At 60.6% G+C, this 21,377-nt stretch carries 14 protein-coding genes; 12 read left to right on the top strand and 2 right to left on the bottom strand.

The window, feature by feature from the left end; genetic code table 11:
* The first annotated feature begins 6 nt into the window (after positions 1-6).
* Together IPJ76_00510 and IPJ76_00505 are read left to right on the top strand one after the other, a co-directional pair.
* Positions 7-1,242, top strand: a complete 1,236-nt coding sequence (locus tag IPJ76_00510; GenBank protein QQR86740.1) for an FAD-dependent oxidoreductase — start codon at positions 7-9, stop codon at positions 1,240-1,242.
* A complete protein-coding gene (locus IPJ76_00505) occupies positions 1,227-2,642 on the top strand; it encodes an AMP-binding protein (GenBank protein ID QQR86739.1) in 1,416 nt (471 codons plus the stop codon). Before IPJ76_00510 ends, IPJ76_00505 begins: the two co-directional genes overlap by 16 nt.
* A 4-nt stretch (positions 2,643-2,646) precedes the next feature.
* On the opposite strand, the gene IPJ76_00500 is transcribed toward IPJ76_00505, so the two are convergent.
* A complete protein-coding gene (locus tag IPJ76_00500; GenBank protein ID QQR86738.1) occupies positions 2,647-3,732 on the bottom strand; it encodes a sulfotransferase in 1,086 nt (361 codons plus the stop codon).
* A 156-nt stretch (positions 3,733-3,888) separates the two neighbouring features.
* Between IPJ76_00500 and IPJ76_00495 the strand changes: the two genes are divergently transcribed.
* Both IPJ76_00495 and IPJ76_00490 read left to right on the top strand, forming a co-directional pair.
* Complete coding sequence (locus IPJ76_00495; GenBank protein QQR86737.1) at positions 3,889-6,432, top strand: carboxypeptidase-like regulatory domain-containing protein; 2,544 nt, start codon at positions 3,889-3,891, stop codon at positions 6,430-6,432.
* Positions 6,433-6,628: 196 nt separating this feature from the next.
* Positions 6,629-7,120, top strand: a complete 492-nt coding sequence (locus IPJ76_00490; GenBank protein ID QQR86736.1) for a hypothetical protein — start codon at positions 6,629-6,631, stop codon at positions 7,118-7,120.
* Between the two features lie 51 nt (positions 7,121-7,171).
* On the opposite strand, the gene IPJ76_00485 is transcribed toward IPJ76_00490, so the two are convergent.
* Positions 7,172-7,798, bottom strand: coding sequence for a hypothetical protein (locus IPJ76_00485; protein QQR86735.1), 627 nt, complete (start codon positions 7,796-7,798; stop codon positions 7,172-7,174).
* 258 nt (positions 7,799-8,056) lie between these two features.
* Here IPJ76_00485 and IPJ76_00480 point away from each other — a divergent pair, with 258 nt between their 5' ends.
* From IPJ76_00480 to IPJ76_00445, 8 genes are all read left to right on the top strand, one after another.
* On the top strand, positions 8,057-9,958 hold the full coding sequence (locus IPJ76_00480; protein ID QQR86734.1) for a type IIA DNA topoisomerase subunit B: 1,902 nt from the start codon (positions 8,057-8,059) through the stop codon (positions 9,956-9,958).
* The gene (locus IPJ76_00475) at positions 9,955-10,731 is read left to right on the top strand and encodes a hypothetical protein (protein ID QQR86733.1); all 777 of its coding nucleotides are present in this window, start codon (positions 9,955-9,957) and stop codon (positions 10,729-10,731) included. Before IPJ76_00480 ends, IPJ76_00475 begins: the two co-directional genes overlap by 4 nt.
* Positions 10,728-11,171, top strand: a complete 444-nt coding sequence (locus IPJ76_00470; protein QQR86732.1) for a hypothetical protein — start codon at positions 10,728-10,730, stop codon at positions 11,169-11,171. The genes IPJ76_00475 and IPJ76_00470 overlap by 4 nt, the downstream gene beginning before the upstream one ends.
* A gap of 39 nt (positions 11,172-11,210) precedes the next feature.
* Entirely contained in the window at positions 11,211-13,961 is a 2,751-nt protein-coding gene (locus IPJ76_00465) for a DNA gyrase/topoisomerase IV subunit A (protein ID QQR86731.1), read from the top strand.
* A gap of 111 nt (positions 13,962-14,072) precedes the next feature.
* Positions 14,073-14,435 (top strand): hypothetical protein, encoded by a 363-nt coding sequence (locus tag IPJ76_00460; protein ID QQR86730.1) that lies wholly within the window; start codon positions 14,073-14,075, stop codon positions 14,433-14,435.
* A 286-nt stretch (positions 14,436-14,721) separates the two neighbouring features.
* Positions 14,722-17,844: a gliding motility-associated C-terminal domain-containing protein gene (locus IPJ76_00455; GenBank protein QQR86729.1), complete on the top strand. Its 3,123-nt coding sequence runs from the start codon at positions 14,722-14,724 to the stop codon at positions 17,842-17,844.
* A gap of 214 nt (positions 17,845-18,058) precedes the next feature.
* Positions 18,059-18,451, top strand: a complete 393-nt coding sequence (locus IPJ76_00450; GenBank protein ID QQR86728.1) for a hypothetical protein — start codon at positions 18,059-18,061, stop codon at positions 18,449-18,451.
* A gap of 265 nt (positions 18,452-18,716) precedes the next feature.
* The gene (locus IPJ76_00445) at positions 18,717-21,371 is read left to right on the top strand and encodes a DUF11 domain-containing protein (protein QQR86727.1); all 2,655 of its coding nucleotides are present in this window, start codon (positions 18,717-18,719) and stop codon (positions 21,369-21,371) included.
* Positions 21,372-21,377: the final 6 nt, after the last annotated feature.

Raw genomic sequence — 21,377 nt, 5'->3', positions numbered from 1 at the left:
TGCGACGTGCTCGTCGTGGGCGGTGGTATAGCGGGGTGGAGCGCGGCAATGGGCGCTTTTGCGGCCAAGGCCAAAACCGTGTTGATCGAGCGGTCCGAAAGACCGGGAGGCAAGGCCACCGATGCCATGGTGGGCACTATCTGCGGTGCATACTTGCGGTCGACGGCGGAGCCACCGCGGATAACGCTCGGCAATTGGTCCAGGTTCATCCCGGAAGTCCTTGTGGAAATGGGCGGTCCGAAGCCGCAACAAGGGGACCATGGGCTCTGGTTCCAACCGTATCCGATGCAGCTGATGGGACGGCTATTGGAGATGGAAATGATGACGCACTCCTACAATTTGCGCCTGAAGACCACAGTGCTGGCATGCTTGGAAAACGAGGGAGGATTCGAGGTGCGAACGCAGGGATCGGAAGGTGAGCGGTGCGTGCTTGCGAAGTGCATAGTGGATGCGACGGGCAACGCGCTTATCACGCAGCTCCGCGGTGGCGCGCTCATCAAAGAGGAACTGTACCAATCACCGTCGCACGTGCTGCAGGTCAACGGCCTGTTGCCCACCAGCGTGCAGGGCCTTGAGGCAACCGCGCATCGCGCTCTTCAGCGGGCGCGTGACAAGGGCGATGCACGTGCGATAGGGATCAAACATGTTGGCGTGGTGCATGGCTCGTTGTGCGAAGGACGAGCTTCCTTGAAGATCACGTTGAACAGGCGCATTGCGCAGAATGACGACATCGGTGCGCTGAACGGCCAAGGCAGGGCCATAGCGCTCGGATTGGTCCAATTGCTGCGCGAGGGTACCAACACGTTCAGGAACGTCACTGTTGAGGCAGTGGCACCTGAGCTGGGCGTTCGAACGCAACAACGGCCCATGGGACGTGAGCTATTGACCGAAGAGGATGTCCTGAACTGCAGAAAGCCTGCGAACGGTGTAGCGATCGGCGCATGGCCCATTGAGCACTGGGGCGACGGGCCCGGCGCTGACATGAAGTGGATGCCGGAGGAAGAATACTACCTCGTTCCGTCCGGTGCCCTGACTTCACCCAGTGTTCCAGGGCTCTACTTCGCCGGGCGTTCCATCAGCGCCAGCGAAATGGCCATTGCCAGTGCTCGGGTGATGGGCACTTGCATGAGCACCGGGTTCGCGGCGGGCGTCCTGGCCTCGTTCAGCGCAATGGGCAAGGGCGAAGGCGAGGCCATTGAACAGATCCGCCGTGAGAATTTCCCTGAATGGGCACGGCCATGAATTTCTACGACGTGGTACGCGAACGTGCCCAGCGATGGCCTGCATCAGTCGCCGTGGACTGTGGATCGGAGCGGTTGACTTTTGTAGCTCTCATCGGGCAGGCGGAAGCGCGCGCAGCGGAACTGCAACGGCTCGGTTTGCGGACAGGCATGGGCCTGGGCATTGTGGACCACAATGGGCCGGGGTTCATCGTCAGCATGCTTGCGGGCTTGAAGTGCGGTGCCGTGGTGATGCCGATCGCGGACAACCTCACCAAAGCGGAGCGGGCGGCCGCGGTGGAAGGAGCTGGCCTGCACGCGGTGCTGGAGCAAAGCACCGCAGCCGAACTGTCCATCGGCGGGGGACCGTTCGCGTTGTGCCTGCACAAGCGCGACCATGCGAGCATCGCCCCCCACGTTCCCGATGCGGCCTTCATCCGGTTCACAAGCGGAACAACGGGAACATCGAAAGGCGTGGTCATCGGTCATCGCTCCGTCGTGGCGCGTGTTGAAGCGGCCAACAAGGGATTACAGCTTGGCGAAGGCGATGCCGTGGTATGGGTGCTGCCCATGGCCTATCACTTCGTAGTGTCGGTGATGCTCTATCTCTATTTCGGCGTCACGATCGTGCTGGCTGATGACCTGACCGCAGCGAGCATCATAGAGGCCGCTGATCGGTCGGGAGCGCGGATGCTCTACGCATCGCCCATGCACGTGCGGATGCTGGTGAGCGATGAAGGCTGCACAACGCTTGGTCCGTTGGAGCGAGTCATCTCCACAAGTGCTGGTTTACCGGTGGATCTGTGCCATCGCTTCCATCTGAAATTCGGGCGACCGGTTTACCAGGCCTTCGGCATCATCGAAGTGGGTCTGCCCATCATCAATGCCGACGGAGCTGCGCAACATCCCGAGGCCGTGGGCCATGTGCTGCCCGATTTCCAAGCAGCCATCCTCGATGAGAGCCTGAACCCGCTGCCCGATGGCAACATGGGGCAGCTTGCGTTGAAAGGCCCGGGACTGTTCGATGGCTACTTGTCGCCGCCCAGCCTTCGCGCGGACAATCTGCATAACGGCTGGTTCCTCACCGGCGACCTCGCTATACGTTCACCCGATGGGCTCATCACCATTGCCGGGCGGAGCAAGTCCGTCATCAATGTGGCGGGCAACAAGGTTTTCCCGGAGGAAGTCGAAGCGGTGCTGCTGCTGCACTCAGCGGTAAGAGGCTGCCGGGTGCACGGTGGCAAACACCCCTTGCTCGGTGAGGTGGTTGAGGCCGATGTGGTCTTGAACGACGGAGCGGTTGGTGATGCAGAAGACCTCATAGCACACTGCCGCACGTCAATGGCCGCATTCAAGCTGCCGCAGCGCATCCGCTTCGTGGACGAATTGGAAATGACGACGACGGGGAAGGTGAAGCGTTAGCCGTTCACGGCAGTCCCCACGCTTGCTTCACCATCCGCACCTCCTCTTCACCGAGGTTGTACTTGTTGGTTTCGTAATCCTTGGACGCAGAGATCTCCGCTTCCATGTGCGGGCGTGCGGCGTTGAACCCATCGAGCCCGAGCGACGAATAGATCCTCTCCAGGATCGCCATTTCATTGCCCACGAAGTCCGCGTAGCGGATCTCCACCAACCGGCCAGCCGGAATGCCAGCCCTGTCGGCTTCGTATTTCGCCTGCATGGCGGAATAGCTCTTCAGCACGAAGTCGCGCAGAGCCGTGCGGTCCATTGAGCCGAGCGCTTGTTGAGGAAGGATCTTGCTGTAGAGCTTCATGGTGCTGGCGTACACCGTCAGCGGATCGCGATGGATGTGGATAAAGCGGGCGTCCGGAAAGAGTTCCAACAACTCCTTCACGCGAGCGGTGTTCGCCGGGCTCTTCATCAGCAACGCCTTGCCCGGATACTTGAGCGAGAGCTTGCGCGTGAAGTACTGCACATTGCCTTGCCAGGTGCTTTTCGAGGATGTGTCGTTCAGCAGAACCGCATCATTGAAGATGAGCGGCAGGCGCCGTGGGAAGAAGTAGCCTGTCACAAGCGAAGCCGATCCCATGCATGCCAGTGCGAACTCTTCCTCCTTCGGTGCATCGGCGGTCATTTTCACATTGTCCATGGGCCGTGTGGCGGGCAAAGCCTTGCCGAGCATCCGTCGGAGGAAGCCGCCAGCGCTCAGGAAAGTCCATGGCATCAGGGCTTCATAAACCGCTGGACTTGCGAACTGCGGGTCGCGGCCCATGACGTAGTGCAGGTAGGTGGTGCCGCTGCGCGGATGGCCGAGGATGAACACGGGCGAACGAACGACAGAGCGCTTGATGGCCGCACCATAGCGCAGGCTTTCCCACCAGCGCAATGGTGCGTTCAATGCCACAATGCCGGTAATGGCCAACACTCTGGGCCAGTAGGCTATCGGAACGGACCGGCCGAATTTGAACAAAGTGGTGGACAAGGCGCGTATATCAGCGCCGAACGCCGCATGCGCCGCGAACGGTGACCGGGTGCCGCGGATGCTGTCCATGTGGTGCGCTGGGCGATAGCTTGGCCCGAAATAACCGCATAGCACGTAGCAACGGTGGAGGTCTTGGTGTTGTTGGTCCTGATGGTCTTTTCGAGCGCGTCATCGCGAGGAGGCTTTGCGGAGCTTGCCCCGAGGCTTTGCGCGGGGAAGCGATCCATGCCCGGGGTAATACTGGTGCTTGGTCTGCTCCTATTGCCCTTTGTTTCCAGCGCTCAGCGCACGCGCATATACGGTCGCGTGGTCGATGCCGAAACCCGCGAGCCGCTGGCCTTCGCCCAAGCTCTTTTCCAAGGCACCACCATCGGCGCCGATGCCGACAGCGCCGGTCGCTTCTTTCTGGAGACCGGTCGCGATGTGGATTCGCTGGTGGTGACCATGTTCGGCTACCATCCGGAGACGCTGCCCATTGCGGACGGTGTGACCGAAGAGCTGGACATCGAACTTTTCTCGTCGACCAAGGAACTCGCCGAGGCGCGTATCGTGGCCGTGCGCGAACCGGCTGCTTGGCGCATCCTTCGGAAGGTCATCGCCAACAAGCCCAACAACCGCCCCGATAGGTTGAGGGCATACGAATACGAGGTCTATCACCGCGTCCGCTTCGATCTGAACCAGTTCACGGAGAAGGTGAAACGCAACGTTCTGCTGCGGCCCTTCGACTACATCTGGGACTATGCGGATACCACGGCCGATGGCGTCAACTACCTGCCCATCCTGCTCACGGAAAGCAGCGAAGAGCACTTCTACCGCAAAGAGCCGCCTGCCCGCAAGGACATCGTGCAAGGCCGCCGAACGGTGAAGTTCTTCCGTGCACCGCGCATCAGCGAGTTCGTGGAGGACATGTACATCGACCCGGACATCTACGAGAACTACGTGGTGATACTGGAGCACGCTTTCCCCAGTCCCATCAACGACCATTACAAGCGCAACTACGACCACACGCTGCACGACAGCATCTACACCATCGACGGGTTCAACTGCCACCGCATCGACTTCAAACCGAAGGGCCGCAGCGATGTGGCGTTCGCCGGCACGATGTACATCCACGACAGCACGTACGCCGTGGTGCGAGTGGACCTGACGTTCAGCATTGAGGCCAACATCAATTTCGTGCGCAACTACTGGTTGCGTTACAACTACCAGCGGGTGGAAGACCGGCAGTGGTTCCTGCACAAGAGCCAAGTGCTGGCCGACTTCACGGTGGTGGAGAACAGCAAGGAGATGACGGGGTTTTTCGGGCGCAAGACGTCGGTAGTGCAAGGCATCGTGATGGACCAACCGCGCGGCAACGACTTCTACGCTGGTGTGGATCCAGTGGTGATGGATGCAAAGGCGTTCGAGCGCGACAGCACGTGGTGGGAGCAGGCGCGGGCCACACCGCTGACCGCAGAGGAGAAGGACGTGGAAGAGATGGTGGGCCGCATGAACAGCGACCCGAAGTGGACGCGCTTGGTGGATGCAAGCAAGGTCATCGGGGAGGGGTGGCTGCCCGCTAGGAAGCTCGACATCGGCAACGTGTGGTCGTTCTATAGCTACAACACCGTGGAGGGCCACCGCGCGAAGCTCGGTTTGAGGACCACCGATCGGCTGAGCAAGCGCTACGACCTCATCGGTCACATTGCCTACGGCTTCAATGACGAACGTTGGAAGGGTGGTCTGGAAGCGCGTTACCATCTCCTGCCGGTCAGGTCGGGTTCATCAACCGATGTTGTCACTTCGAGCGCAGTCGAGAAGCGACATCGCGACCCGAATGCCCGCTGGACCCTCGGTGCGCGCTACCGGCATGACCTGGTGCAGCAAGGCCGCACGCCGTACATGATCGCACTGGACCATGTGCTCACGTCGTTCATCCGCATCGCTGGTGACGAGCGCCGCATGTTGGTGGAGGAAAGCGAAGGCTGGCTGGAGCGTCAGTGGTTCACCGGGTTCAGCAGCAGGGCAGGGGTGTACCAAAGCCGAATGTCGCCGCTCGGTTTCGACTTCCGCAGCACCAACCTGGAAGGTGACACGCTTGCCCTCGGCGAGGTGACCAGTGCCAGCGTGAAGCTCTCGCTACGGTTGGCTTGGGGCGCACAGGAATTGCCTGCCGACCTGAACGATGCGAACCGGAGGCTCTTCTTCCTGAAGTACCCGATGCTCACGTTCGAATTCCAAGGCGGAATGAAGGGGTTTCTGGAAGGCGACTACGACCATCAGAGGTACACGGTCCGGGTGGAGCATCAACTTCGGGCCAACAAATGGGGCTACCTCAACATCATTGCCGAGGGCGGGACGGTACAAGGGCAGGTGCCTTTTCCGCTGCTGTACACGCCTGGCGGCAACCCGCTATTGCTCAACGACGACCACGCGTTCAACCTGATGAACTACTTGGAGTTCGTCAGCGATGAGCACGCATCGCTCATGCTGGAACACCACTTCGAGGGGTTCTTTCTGAACAAGGTGCCGCTGTTACGCAGGCTGAAACTGCGCGAGTTCATCATCGGCAAGGCGTTCTACGGAACGCTCAGGGCTGAGAACCGCACCGGCCCTTATCTCTTGCACGAAGGCTCCAGCGTGCTGGCCACGCCGTACTATGAGTTCGGCTTCGGCATCGAGAACATCCTGAAGCTGGCGCGTGTGGACTTCATCTGGCGAACGGACCACCTGGGCGGGGATGACGTGCTGCCGTTCATCGTGAAACCGTCTTTCTACCTGCGGTTCTAGCAACTGACCTCACCCCTGCCCCTCTCCCAAGGAGAGGGGTCAGAGTGCTCCGAACACGCTCCTCGTGCGATCGGCAGGTGAGTGCGGCTTACGGATCGCATGTCGCTTGCAGGTATTCACCCTCTCCATTGGAGAGGGCAGGGTGAGGTGAATTGAGCGCTGCCCGGGTGAGACCGGTGTGCTTGCTTTGCGGTGAATGCGGATCCTGCTCTTGTCCCTCTGGTCGGTCTTTTCGATTGGGCTGCATGCGGCGCAAGCCGAAAGCGATCTGCTGACGGACCTGCGCACCAACGTGCGCGCGGTCTTTGAGGACGAAGCCGTGCTCCAACGGCTCCAAGCAAGAGTGGCGGGTGCCGATGCATCCGCCGATCCGTTGCTCAGCGGCTACAAGGGCATCCTGTTGATGGCCGAGGGCAAGCACCGGTCGAACCCGTTCTCACGTTTCGGGCCCTTCAATGAGGGCAAGGCGTTGTTGGACGGCGCCATTGTAGCCGCACCGGCCAGTGTGGAACTGCGCTTCCTGCGCTTGTCCGTGCAGACGAACGTGCCGGGCATCCTGCGCTACGGCGCCAACAAGGCCGAAGACCGTGCCTTCATCGAAGCGCACCTGTACGAGGTGAAGAACGAGCAGTTGCGGAGGCGCATCATTGACTTCATAGCAAGGGCTGCGGTGGAGGGGAGGCTATGAAAGACAGAACGCCCGGCTTGCGGCCGGGCGTTCCTGGAGCGATCGCAAGGATCACTTCCATTGCTTCTTGATCATCCAGTTGGAGAGTTCCTTGCCGAGCTTGGCGTAGCACTCGGCGATACGGCCGCCGGTGTCGTAGTCGAAGCCCATGGCATTGGCGCCGGGGATGTTGGTGATGGCCACTTCGCCGAGCACCACATCGGGGTTGGCGATCTCAACCAGTTGCACGGTGGTGCCGATGCTGGCGGGCACCTTGGAGATACCGATGTTGTAGCCCGGCTCGGTGCTCACGGTCTTCACGATCAACCGGTACTTCGCTGCGCTGTTGTTCTCGGAGGCTTTCTGCTTGCCGTCCATCACCTTGTTGTACAGTTCGAAGAACTTGGGATGGTACAGCTGGGCGCGGTCGCCGATCCAATCACCGGCCCACTTGTCGCCGCGGCCAGCCTCCTTTTTGTTCAGTTCACCGGTCTTCTTCGTCACGTACTGCTCGTTCGTGAGGCCATTGCCCACGAGCATGCCGTCGTACACGAAGACAACGTCCACCTCGGCTTCGCCTTTCAGCGCCTTGAAGTCGCCATTGAGCAGGGTGGTCCGCGTTTGGCCCATCATCTGGGCGCCGGCGCTGGTGCCGATCAGCAGCAGGGGAAGTGCCGCCAGGGTCTTGGAAAGTCTCATCTGCTTTTTCTGTTTGGGGGTGTGAATGTATCGGTCTGCCCGGTAGCGGGCGGCCGCGCTTTGCCAGCTTCGTGCCAAGTCCGCGAGGAGGGCTTTCCACGGTATGGAGCCGGGCTTCCGGCCGGGGGGCAGGTACTCTGTTGAAAACTCCCCCCGATCGTGGATAACGGGCCGAACCGCCAACCCGGCCGCCCCTGAGCCTGCGGCTACTTTCGCCGCACGCCGGAAACCCTAGAGCATCCGGCATTCCAGGGAAGAATGAGCACAGTGGATTACAGCGAGGAGGACATCAAGTCGCTCGATTGGAAAGAGCACATCCGCCTGCGTCCGGGCATGTACATCGGCAAGCTCGGCGACGGCAGCAGCTACGACGACGGCATCTACATCCTGCTGAAGGAGGTGCTGGACAACTGCATCGACGAGTTCGTGATGGGCCACGGCAAGAAAGTGGAGGTCACCATCGAGGGAACGCGCGTTACCGTGCGCGACTACGGCCGCGGCGTACCGCTGGGCAAGGTGATCGATGTGGTGAGCAAGATCAACACCGGCGCCAAGTACGACAGCAAGGCCTTCAAGAAGAGCGTGGGCCTGAACGGCGTGGGTACCAAGGCGGTGAACGCGCTGAGTTCCTACTTCCGTATTGACAGCGCGCGCGACGGCGAGTTGAAGATGGCCGAATTCGACCGCGGCGTGCTGCGCAAGGACAACAAGCTGGTGAAGACGACCGAGCCGAACGGCACCAAAGTGGTGTTCGAGCCGGACGAGAAGATGTTCCACCACTTCCAGTTCCGCGAGCCGCACATCGAGCGTTTGCTGTGGAACTACTGCTACCTGAACACCGGCCTTACCATCCACTACAACGGCCAGAAGTTCCAGAGCAAGAACGGCCTGCTGGACCTGTTGCAAGTGAAGATGGACGGCGAACCGCTTTACCCCATCATCCACCTCGTCGGCGACGATATCGAGGTGGCCATGACCCACGCCAACCACTACGGCGAGGAGTACTACAGCTTCGTGAACGGCCAGCACACCACCCAGGGCGGCACGCACCAAGGGGCCTTCCGCGAGGCGGTGGCCAAGGTCATCAAGGACTACTTCAAGAAGGACTGGGAGGCCGGCGACGTGCGCACCGGCATCGTGGCCGCCGTTAGCGTGAAGGTGATCGAACCCGTGTTCGAGAGCCAGACGAAGACCAAGCTCGGCTCGTTGGAGATCGAACCCGGTGGCCAGAGCATGCGCTCTTTCGTCGGCGATTTCCTGGCCCGGCAACTGGACAACTACCTGCACAAGACCCCGGAGACAACCCAAGCCCTGCAGGAGAAGATCCTCGCCAGCGAGCGCGAGCGCAAAGAGCTCACGGGCATCCGCAAGCTGGCCCGCGAACGCGCCAAAAAGGCCAGCCTGCACAACCGCAAACTGCGCGACTGCCGCATCCACCTCAGCGACCCGAAGAACGAGCCGCGCAAGCAGGAAACCACGCTCTTCATCACCGAGGGCGACAGCGCGAGCGGCAGCATCACCAAGAGCCGTGATGTGAACACGCAAGCGGTCTTCAGCCTGAAGGGCAAGCCGCTCAACTGCTTCGGCCTTACCAAGAAGGTGGTGTACGAGAACGAGGAATTCAACTTGGTGCAGGCCGCGCTGGACATCGAGGACGGCATGGACGGTCTGCGCTACAACCGCATCGTCATCGCCACCGATGCCGACGTGGACGGCATGCACATCCGGCTGCTGCTGATGACCTTTTTCCTGCAGTTCTTCCCCGACCTGGTGAAGAACGACCACCTCTACATCCTGCAGACGCCGCTCTTCCGCGTGCGCAATAAGAAGGAGACCATCTACTGCTACAGCGACGAGGAACGCCAGCTTGCCATCCGCAAGCTGGGCCGCAATCCTGAGATCACCCGCTTCAAAGGCTTGGGCGAGATCAGCCCCGATGAGTTCAAGCACTTCATCGGTCCCGACATCCGCTTGGAACCCGTGATGATCACCAAGGATGCCGGTGTGCAGGACCTGCTCGACTTCTACATGGGCAAGAACACCCCGCAGCGCCAAGAGTTCATCATCGGCAACCTGAAGGTGGAAAAGGACCTTGTGGAAGCCGAGGAACCAGCGGCAGCAGCGAAGAGCGAACTGGAGGCTGAGGAGGTTGAGGCATGAAAACACATGTGACCATGAATTCATGTGGCCATGTGGCCATTGGCCGCCATGTGCTGAGGTTCGCGCTCTTACTAGGGGCACATGGTCTCATGGCCACATGGGCACATGCCCAGTCCCCCGGCACTCTACGCCTGTTCATCGACCCCGGCCATGAGTTCGTGTTCGTGCTCGATGGCAAGCACAAGATGCAGCAGCGCGAGGTGACCTTGCCCGGTGGTCCGCACCGTTTCCAGTTCTGGGCGCCCACTCGTCGCATCGTGGATACCACATTGGCAGTGTTCCCGGATCGCACGGTCGATTTCAAACTGCGACTTCCGTTCAGCACCGAGTACCTCGACTACCAATTGCGCATGGACGAGTTCAGGAAGAACCGCATGCTGAACAGAGCGCTGCCGTTGGGCCTTACGGGCATCTCGGCTGTTGTCAGCGCGGTGTATTTCAGCAAGTACAAAAAGACGCACGACCAGTTGCAAGAGGATGTGGATCAATACCGAACGCTCACTTCGCCGGGGGCGATCACCCAGTTGAAGGAGGAGACCATGCCTGCGCACCAGGATGATTTCGACAAAGCGGAGCGAAACTTCTTCATCTCGCTGGGGGTTACGGGGGCGTTGGCGGTCGCCTCCACCTACCTCTACGTGAAGAGCAGCAAGCTGCAAGTACCGGTGTTCGAGGACAAGGAACGCATCAAGTTCAACGGATTGGCTTGGGTGCCCGATGGCAGGGGCGGCTACTGGGCCGGGGGGCTCACCATCAACCTGGCAGCACGATGAAGCACATCAGGATGCTGAAGGCGCTGTTGCTCGTTGGCTTGTCGGCGACGTTCACGGGCTGCTACAAGGACGAAGTGGCCGAAGCGGACCTCACCACCAATGCGTTCGATCAGGATTACAGTGGACCAGCTTTGTTGGAGTTGACCTCCACGAGCACCACGGTGTTGTTCAATGTGGGTGTGCCCGTGGATACCGTGCTGCAGTTCAACTTCAACGTTCGCACCGACCTTTTCCCCGGTTCGGTGGCCTATGCGCTCGATGGCGTGCCGGTGAACGGCGAGGAACAGTACGAAGGTGACACCCAGATACCCAGCGACCAGAGCGCCTTCGTGTGGCACCGCCATGTGGTGGACGGACAGAACTACTGCATTGATGTGAGCATCGAAGTGCAGGGAACGAACACAAAGAGCTATAGGTTCTGCGCCACAGCGGACCTGTAATGCAGGTGGGGCTCATAGGCTCCCAGAGATGACAACGACATGAGCGACGAGAAAGACGACTTGAACAACCTGCCGGAAGAGAACGGCAACGGCCACGTGCAGCCCGAACACAAAGGTGTGCCGGGCGAGGGCGGTGCTGCCTTCAGCGTGAGCGGCATGTACCGCGAATGGTTCCTCGACTATGCCAGCTATGTGATCCTGGAGCGCGCCGTGCCTGCGCTGAACGATGGCCTGAAGCCCGTGCAGCGCCGCATACTGCACGCCATGAAGGTGCTGGACGATGGCCGGTACAACAAGGTGGCCAACATCATCGGCCACACCATGCAGTACCACCCGCACGGCGATGCCAGCATCGGCGACGCGTTGGTGCAACTCGGGCAGAAGGATATCGTCATCGACCCGCAAGGGAACTGGGGCAACGTGCTCACCGGCGACAGTGCCGCGGCACCGCGTTACATCGAAGCGCGACTTTCCAAGTTCGCTTTGGAGGTGGTCTTCAACGGCAAGACCACCGAGTGGCAGTCGAGCTACGACGGCCGCAACAAGGAGCCAGTGCACCTGCCAGTGAAGTTCCCGTTGCTGCTGGCGCAAGGCGCCGAGGGCATTGCCGTGGGCCTCAGCTGCAAGATGCTGCCGCACAACTTCAACGAGCTGTGCGACGCCAGCGTGGCCGTGCTCAAGGGCAAGCGCCCCAAGCTCATGCCCGACTTCCCCACGGGCGGCCTGGCCGATTGCGAGAACTACAACGACGGCGAGCGCGGCGGCCGCGTGCGCGTGCGGGCCCGCATCCGCAAGGAGGACAACAAGACGCTCGTCATTTCTGAGATCCCCTTCGGCACCACCACGGCCAGCCTCATCGAGAGCATCGTGAAGGCCAATGAGAAGGGCAAGATCAAGGTGCGCCACATCGAGGACAATACGGCAGAGAACGTGGAGATCACCATCCACCTGGCGGCCGGTGTAAGCCCGGACAATACCATCGACGCGCTCTACGCCTTCACCGATTGCGAGGTGAGCATCGCGCCGAACGCCTGCGTCATCGAGAACGAGAAGCCGCGGTTCCTCAGCGTGAGCGACCTCCTGCAGATCAGCACCGAGAACACGCTGCACCTGCTGAAGCGCGAGCTGGAGATCCGCCTGAACGAGCTCAACGAGCAGTGGCACTTCGCCTCCCTGGAGCGCATCTTCATCGAGAAGAAGGTGTACCGCCGCATTGAAGAAGCCGAGAGCTGGGAGGAGGTGATGGCGACGATCCACAAGGGCCTGAAGCCGCACGTGAAGGACCTGATGCGCGACGTCACGGACGACGACGTGGTGCGCCTCACGGAGATCAAGATCAAGCGCATCAGCAAGTTCGACAGCTTCAAGGCCGACGAGCTGATCCGCGGCCTGGAGGACGCCATCGACGTGGTGAAGGACAAGCTGGACAACTTGGTGGACCACGCCGTTGATTGGTTCAAGGAGCTGAAGAAGAAGTACGGCGCGGGCCGCGAGCGCAAGACCGAACTGCGCGCCTTCGAGAACATCGTCGCAACGAAAGTGGCTGTGGCCAACCGCAAGCTCTACGTGGACAAGGCCGAAGGCTTCATGGGCTGGAGCCTGCGCAACAACGAGTTCGTGGAGGAGTGCAGCGAGATCGACGACATCATCGTGTTCCGCGCCGACGGCAAAATGATGGTGACGAAAGTCGCGGACAAGAAGTTCGTGGGAAAGGATGTGCTGCACATCGGAGTGTGGAAGAAGAACGATGAGCGCACCATTTACCACATGATCTACCAGGACGGCACGCAGGGCGCCTACTACATGAAGCGCTTCGCCGCCACGGGCGTTACGCGCGACAAGGAGTACGACCTGACCAAGGGAACGGAAAAGAGCAAAGTGCTCTACTTCACTGCGCACCCCGACGGCCGCGCGGAAAAGGTGATGGTGCACCTGCGCCCGAAGCCGAACCTGCGCAAAACGAAATTCGACGTGGACTTCGCGTCGCTGGGCGTGAAGGGCCGCAGCAGCCAGGGCAACCTGCTCACGCGTTACATGATCCACAAGGTGACGCAGTTGGAAGTAGGAGGCAGCACCTTGGGCGCCATTCCCATCTGGTACGACGAGACCGTACGCCGCATGAACGACACCGGTCACGGCCGCTACCTGGGCCGTTTCGCCGGCGACGACAAGGTGCTGTGCATCACCAAGAGCGGGCAGTACATGCTGCTGCCGTACGCGCTCAGCACGCACTTCCCCGATGATGCCCTCACCGTGGTGAAGCACCGCGAAGGCATGGTGCTTTCAGTGATCTACTTCGAAGGTGACAAGAAGCTGCACCACGTGAAGCGCTTCGCCATTGAACCCGCGCGCGACCCGGTGCTCTTCATCAGCGAACACCCCGACAGCCGCCTCGACCTCCACAGCCTCGTCGATCTTCCTCGTGTGCACGTGAGCTACGACCAGCGCAGCGCGCAGAAAGCCTACGAGACCATCGACCTCGACAAGTTCATCGGTGTGAAAGGCGTGAAAGCCATCGGTAACCGCCTGAGCCCGTTCAAGGTAAAGGACCTGGAGCTGTTGGACCCCGTCTTCATTCCAATGACGCCCGAACTGGAGGAGCGCCAGCAGATGCTCATCTCCGATGATGAGGTGGGCAACCTGGAGGCACCCGAAGAAGAGGATCTGGAGGAAAGCCCGATGGCCCGCCTGAAACGGCAGGAGATCGAGCTGGAGAACATGGAACGCCACCCCGACGATCCGCTGCTCGGCAAAAGCCCCGGCAAGCAGACGAAGCTGGGGTTGGAGTAGGAAATGATAGTGTTCAGCACAATTCAGATGATCAGATCTTCGCTGATAGTGTGCTTTTCGGCTCTCGAGATGGGGGGCAGTGACCTTTTGTGGCTTTGAACTGATCCCACCATGTCCAACAAGGCGACCATTAGGTTCTTTGCGGTGAGCATGCTTGTCATGGTGCCTCTGGCTATTTGGCAGCAGCGAAGGTCAATACGGCTAGGGAAGGAGCACTTCGCTGCGTTCAATGCAGCCGAGTTGAATGACACCATCGTGAGGGTACGGACAGCCCACAAGGGATGTGGATTGATGGTTCGTCATGATCCCGTTGAATACGTGTTCTATCCGAGCACTGATCTGGGGAACAAGCGGGGCATTTTTGACCATATCGCCAAGCCCGGGGATGTGGTCCGAAAAGGAGCGTACTCAGACACGTTGATGCTGTTCAAGAAGGATAGGATGTACCAATTCACGTTCTGGAAGCCGAACTAGGTGTTCCACGATGTGGATATTGGGTATGTAAGGCGAACGCCGGTCGCAAGGTCTATTTCCCTTGGTGTTGAACGCCGGTTTGGAGCGCCACCCGGACGATCCGCTGCTCGGCAAAAGCCCCGGCAAGCAGACGAAGCTGGGGTTGGAGTAGCAGGCGAGGGCGATCTGTCAACGTTGCAATGGCGTTGGTGTTGCCGGTACTGGTCACGCGGTCAGTTGCACTGGACCTACGTTCAGTCGGCAACTGATCGTTGTTTGCACCGTCTATCCCGGCAATACAAGTCCTATGGGAGCCCCCCGGTCCAGAAGCCTTTGGCGCAAAGCGGCCGTGGTACTGTGCTGCCTGTTTTTTGGGGCGGGTGTTGCCCAGCCCGCTACTTATTACTTCAACAGCGGGCCCATCCCGCAATGCGATACGAGCGTCTTCACCGCCAATGTGTCGGGCATCGGGTTCATTCAACCGTACGGCACCCCTTGGGGATTTTCGCTCACCGGCTTGGGCATCAACATCACCACGGACCATCCGCAGACCCTGCAGATCACCCTGACGTCTCCGGTCGGCACCGACCTGTTGCTCTCCGCCTTCAATGGTGCGGGTGGTCAGAACTACACTGGAACGGTGTTCAACCCGGGGGGCTGGCCGCCGAACATCACGACAGGAACAGCGCCCTTCACCGGAAGCTGGACACCCCAGGGTGGGAACTTCGATGTGTTCGATTTCGAATGGGGCGATGGTACGTGGACCATCACCGTCGTTGATACGGCATGCGCGAACGGAGGCACCGGACCGAACGGTACCTGGACACCCGGTTGGTTCGACGGCAATGGTCAGAACGGTGGGTTTGACATCTCGTTTTTCGCGCCCATGTGCCCGGGCGGTATTCCATGGGGGACCTCGACGGTCTGTGCCGGTGGCACGGTCGATATCATGTCCTACTACCAGCCGTCCGGATACACCATCAGTGTGATGGACCCCTGGTTCCAACCCGTTGCGGACCCATACGCTGTTTCGGTCGCGGGGAGCTACTACGTTGATGCCTACGACCCATGGGACGGCTGTTGGTACTCGGCCTTTTTCGAGGTGAACATCATTCAACCGCCTGCATTAGGACCGAACGTCAGCACCTCCCTCTGCACAGGCGCTCAAGCTGTGGACCTGACTTCCTTCTTTGCATTGCAAGGCACAACGACCGATTGGACGCTCAACGGAACACCGATCAGCAACGCAACGGCAGCTGCGGCCTACGCTCCGGGTGTGTACCAGCTGATCGCCTCAGCCGGCAACGGTTGCAGCGACACGGCTGATGTTACGCTCTCCGTTCTGCCATCCCCATCACTCGGGCCGGACCAAAGCGCCGATGTCTGCCTCGGCGGAACCATTGACCTGACAACGTTCTACACCACCGCCGGGCTCACCACCACGTGGACGTTCGCCGGCAGCGTTGTACCGGACCCGACCGCAGTTGATCTCGATGGTTTGTACCAGCTTGTAGGTGTGAACTCGGACGGATGTGGCGACACGGCGGTGGTTGCCTTGGTGGTACATTATCCGCCGGCCCTCGGGCCTGATCAGACGGTGAACCTGTGCGACGGCAGTTCCATCGACTTGACCACGTTGTTCAACACGGCGGGCACCGTCTCCACTTGGTATCAGGGTGGTGCAGCCATTGCGCCGCCTGTGAACACCACATCAGCTGGCTCGTTCACGCTGGCGGCCAGCGACCCGTTCGGTTGCAGCGACACGGCCGACGTGGTCATTTTGGTTGATCCTTCACCGGTGCTCGGCCCGGATCAGGTGCATCAGATCTGCAATGGCTTGGCGTTCGATCTGAACAGTGCATACAGCACCGTGGGCCTCTCGACCACTTGGACCTTTGGCGGAGCACCCGTTGCTGATCCCACCGCCGCTGCACTTCCGGGGAACTACCAACTGGTGGCCACGAATGCAGCAGGATGCGGCGACACGGCCGTCGTAACGCTCAGCAACCAAGCACCGTTCTCGCTGGGGCCTGATGCGAGCGACGATATCTGCCAGGGTGGAACGAGCGATCTAACGGCCTTCTTCATCACCACCGGTTACACCACCCAATGGACACTGGCCGGTGTGCCTGTTGCGGATCCGGCCCAAGTGGATGCGCCAGGTGCATACATGCTGGTGGCGGCCGATCCCAACGCATGCTCCGACACGGCGTTCGTAACGGTGGTAACGCATGCCAACCCGGTCGTTGGTCCAGACCAAGCGACCACCATTTGCAGTGGTGGACAGGCGGATCTTACGGCGCTGTTCAACACCAACGGATATACGGTCGCCTGGTATAGCGGAGGAGTGGCAGTGGCCGCACCCACCAATGCAACCTCTGCGGGTGCCTACGAGCTGGTGGTGGCCGACACCTTTGGATGCAGCGATACGGCGGTGGCCCAGCTGACAGTGGACCCCGTTCCTGTGCTCGGTCCTGACCTGTCGCAGCAAGCATGCAACGGTGTGCCTTTCGACCTCACCACCGCATACAGCACGACAGGCCTGCTTGCAGCGTGGACCCTGAACGGCGCAGCGGTTGCCGACCCGAGCGCAGTGAGCCTGGCGGGCAGCTATCAATTGGTGGCCACCAACAGTTTCGGTTGCACCGACACGGCGCTGGTCGCACTGGCCTTCAACGCGAACCCGTCTGCAGGGCCTGACCAATCGTTCCAGTTGTGCCCGTGGCAGAGCGTCGACCTCACCGCGCTCTATGCGCTGGGCGGACTGGCGGCCACCTACACGGTGGGTGGTATACCGGTGAGCGACCCGACAGCCGTGGCGGACAGCGGCACGTACATGGTTGAAGTGACCGATGCCAACGGATGCACCGGCACGGCCACGGTGTTGGTGGACACGGTGCACTGCCTCTGCGAAGCGCACATCGTGAGCGAAGCCCATTGCGTGCAGGACCCGGCGTATTTCAGTGTGCTGGCCGACTCAGTGCTCATTGATGTGCAGTGGGATTTCGGTGGCGGCGCAGGCAACACTCAAGCGTTCAACCCCGAGGTCTTCTACACCAGCGAAGGAACCGCCTATGTGACCCTGCAAGCAACGCTGAGCTGTGGCGTGGTAACGGTGGTCGACACCATCGACCTGGACGATTGCACCGACTCCTGCGGTGTCTTCGTGCCCAATGCCTTCACCCCGGACGGCGACGCGGTGAACGACGTATGGACCATGCACAGCGAGTGTTTGCCCGAAGCGTACCTGATCTACATCTTCAACCGTTGGGGTGAACTGATCCACACTGGCACCGATCCGCGCAGCCCTTGGGACGGCACGTACAACGGCGACATCGTGCAGGACGGTGTGTATCCGTACCGCCTCGTGTACCGCATGCCGTACCAGGAGGACCACAGGATCTTCGGACATGTGACGGTGCTGAGGTAACCGGGCCTCGGTTGCGATGGCCGAGGCTGCTGTGACCGACCGTGGTGATCGTTCCTCCCGCGCGGGGTGCCTCGGCCCCAACATGTCAGGGTAGCGTTGCCCGGCGTGGACGCTTGAGAGCTTTGCAGGTAAAGGGTTCCAGGTGGTTCGTCCGTAACTGGAACACCGGTTGCGCTTCGCCTGGCACAACCACGGACCCAAAAACAACGGAACCATGAAGAACATTCTCCTTCCTGCGGCCTTGGTGCTCATGAGCATCGCCGCAACGGCCCAATCGACCTTGGTGGCCGAGAACACCGCAACCGCTACCACGGCGGAAGCCATCGTCACCGACGGCCACGACGATTGCCTCTCCCGCACCACTCCCGAGGCCATGAACTCGCTCGGCCTAACGCCCGAACAGATGGGCAAGGTGCGTGACATCCAAGCTTCGCACAAGAAGGAGTGCACCGCTGCTGAAGCAACTAAGTCGGTTGAAACCAAAGCGAAGATCACCGACAAGCACGAGGCGCAGGTGAAAGAAGTGCTGACCTTGGACCAGTACACCAAGTGGCTAACGTGGTGCGCTGACCAGCCGGCCAAGACCGAAGTGACGCCGAAGAAGTAACGGATCGCACGTTGCGTCCCTGAACGTGGCGCATCGTGCGCGGGGAGCCCGGCCTTATGGTCGGGCTTCCTACGTTCTTGGCTGCACTTAGCCCACGTGATCCCCCACCAAGTTGAACTCCGCGGGCAGCGCTGGGACACCGCTTCATCCTGCACCGCCGGTACAAGCCGAAAAAGCGCCGTGCTGAACCCGGCGCTGCGGCTATTTTGGGGCCAGTGCAACGGATGCAGAGGCGTTAACGTCTCGTCACCACCAGACCTGTACCATGAACCTGCAGCGCCTTGTTGTTCCCGCCTTCCTCCTCGTATTCATCGTGAACACGCGCACTGCGGCCCAGTTCACCGTGCCGGACCCTGCATTTGCTGCGCGTCTTTCCTTGATGGTGCCGGCCGCCATGAACGGTGCCGTGCTCGACACGCTGCATCCGTCCGTGGCGGCGCTCACCTACATGAACGTTGCAGGAGCAGGTTTAACAGACCTCAATGGAGTACAGTATTTCACTGGCTTGCAGACGCTGGTCTGCTCCAACAACTACCTCACCAGCATGCCGGTATTGCCGGACGCCATCCAGGAGCTGCAGTGCCAATCCAACGGGATCACCGCGTTCACAAACCTGCCAAGTAGCCTAGTGGTCTTGCAATGCCAGGACAATGCACTCGCATCGTTGCCTGCTCTACCGCTTGGGCTCGAATGGCTGTTTTGCTTCAACAACGGGTTGGTGGCGTTGCCCGCGCTCCCCAGCACGCTTACCCAGCTGGCGTGCATGTACAACCTGCTCACCAGCTTACCGCTGCTGCCGGCATCTTTGGAGGTGCTGCTGTGCAACAACAACTCGATCACAGGAACATTGGGTCCATTGCCGGCAGCGCTTGACCGTTTGTCATGTGACAACAACATGATAACGGCAGTATCCGCACTGCCGGCCTCGTTGTCGTTGCTTACTTGCGCGGCCAACCAGCTGACCGCTTTGCCGGCATTGCCTGCCAGTTTGCGCGAATTGGATTGCGATCAGAACAGCATCAGCGTGATGCCAGCGCTGCCCAACGCCATGCGCATGCTCAGTTGCGTCCAGAACCAGCTCAACGCGCTGCCGACGTTGCCGGATTCGCTGCTCCAGCTCACGTGCTATAGCAACCAACTCGCTGGCCTGCCTGCACTGCCGGCGGCGTTGCAGAACCTCACATGCCCCAACAATCCCATCGGCACCCTGCCAGCGCTTCCCTCCACGCTGGTCGTGCTCTATGCTGCCAACAATGGGCTGTCCAGCCTTCCAGCGTTGCCCAATGGCCTCACCACGCTCTTCTGCTTCAACAACCAGTTGACCGGCCTGCCGGTGTTGCCTGACTCGCTCAGCCTGCTCAACTGCGGACAAAACCTGTTGACCGACCTTCCTGCGTTGCCCGCGCAATTGCAGAACCTCCTCTGCGCCGACAATCCCATCGCGTGCTTGCCGGTGCTGCCGAATTCGCTGTCCGGCATCGTTTGCAACAACACCAACGTGATCTGCCTGCCCAACGTGCCCGCATCTTACAGCGCCGTGTCCAGCAACTTGGGTTTCCCGCTCACGGTGTGCAACGTGCTCTCGCCCTGTCCGTTCAGTGCTGAGGCCATCACGGGTACGGTGTTCAACGACACCAATGGCAATGGTGTCAAGGACCCGGGTGAGCCGGCTTTCACCAATGCCGTCATCGAAGCGCAGCCCGGCGGTTTCCTCACCAGCCCCGATGCAACGGGCAACTATGTGCTGCCCATGGTTGCTGGCACCTTCATGCTCGATGGCCAGGACGTGCAGTACCACACTCGCACCACTGCACCCGCGAACATCACGTTAACCCCGTTGCAGATCGACTCCTTGAACGACATCGGATACCAGGCCATTCCCGGCGTGTACGATCTGGTAGTGGACCTTACGACGATGCCGGCGCGGCCCGGCTTCGACAACACGGTGTACCTCACCGTGGAGAACATCGGAACGGAGCCCGCCGTTGCCAACATGGCCTTCACGTTCGATGCCACGCAGACCTGGGTGAGCAGCAGTACAGCACCCGATACGCAAGCGGGCAACAATGCCACCTGGTCCGCCACTGTTCCGGTCGGCGGCTCCTGGGGGACCGTGGTGACGCTCAACACCGATGCTGGTGTGGCCATCGGCACTCCGCTCGCGCACCTCTTCACCGCTACGCCCAGTGTTCAGGACACCACGCCAGCGGACAATTCGCTGGCATGGACAGGAATGGTCGTAGGCGCGTACGACCCGAACGACAAGCAGGTGCTGCCCGAAGCCGTGAGCCCGGCGCAAGTGCTGGCCGGGACCAAGCTCGAATACACCATCCGTTTCCAGAATACCGGCACGTTCCCAGCGGAGCGCGTCATCATCACCGATACGCTGAGCACGGACCTTCTCTGGAGCACCATGGAACTGGTGAGCACCTCACACACAACGGATTGGTACATCCACCAAGGCGTGCTTCACTTCGTGATGGACCCGATCAACCTGCCCGACAGTGCCAGCGATGAACCCGGCAGCCATGGCTTTGTGAAGTTCCGGATGGCCCCGGTGAGCACCCTGCAGAACGGTGACCAGGTAGCGAACGTGGCCAACATCTACTTCGACTTCAACGAGCCGATCGTCACACCCCCGGCCGTCTTTACCGTTGACTTGTCCGTGGGAGTGGGGGCGAACGAAGGCGATGGCTTCAGCGTCTATCCGAACCCGGTGGAGGATCTGCTGAACGTGCTGGTGAGCGGTCCTGGAGCGGTGTTGGAGATGCATGCGGTGGACGGCCGCTTGATCAGCTCGCAGAAGCTGGCCGGCGCACCACACGTTTTGCACCTGGACGATCTCCGTAGCGGACTCTACCTCGTGAGTGTGGTGTACAGCGATGGCCGCCGCGTGGTGCAGGGGGTCGTGAAGCGGTAGAGCAGG

It is taken from the genome of Flavobacteriales bacterium (genome assembly GCA_016699575.1).
Classification (GTDB): Bacteria; Bacteroidota; Bacteroidia; order Flavobacteriales_F; family PHOS-HE28; genus PHOS-HE28.
Note: the sequence above shows the minus strand (reverse complement) of the source record. Positions and strands in the feature narration are given on the sequence as shown.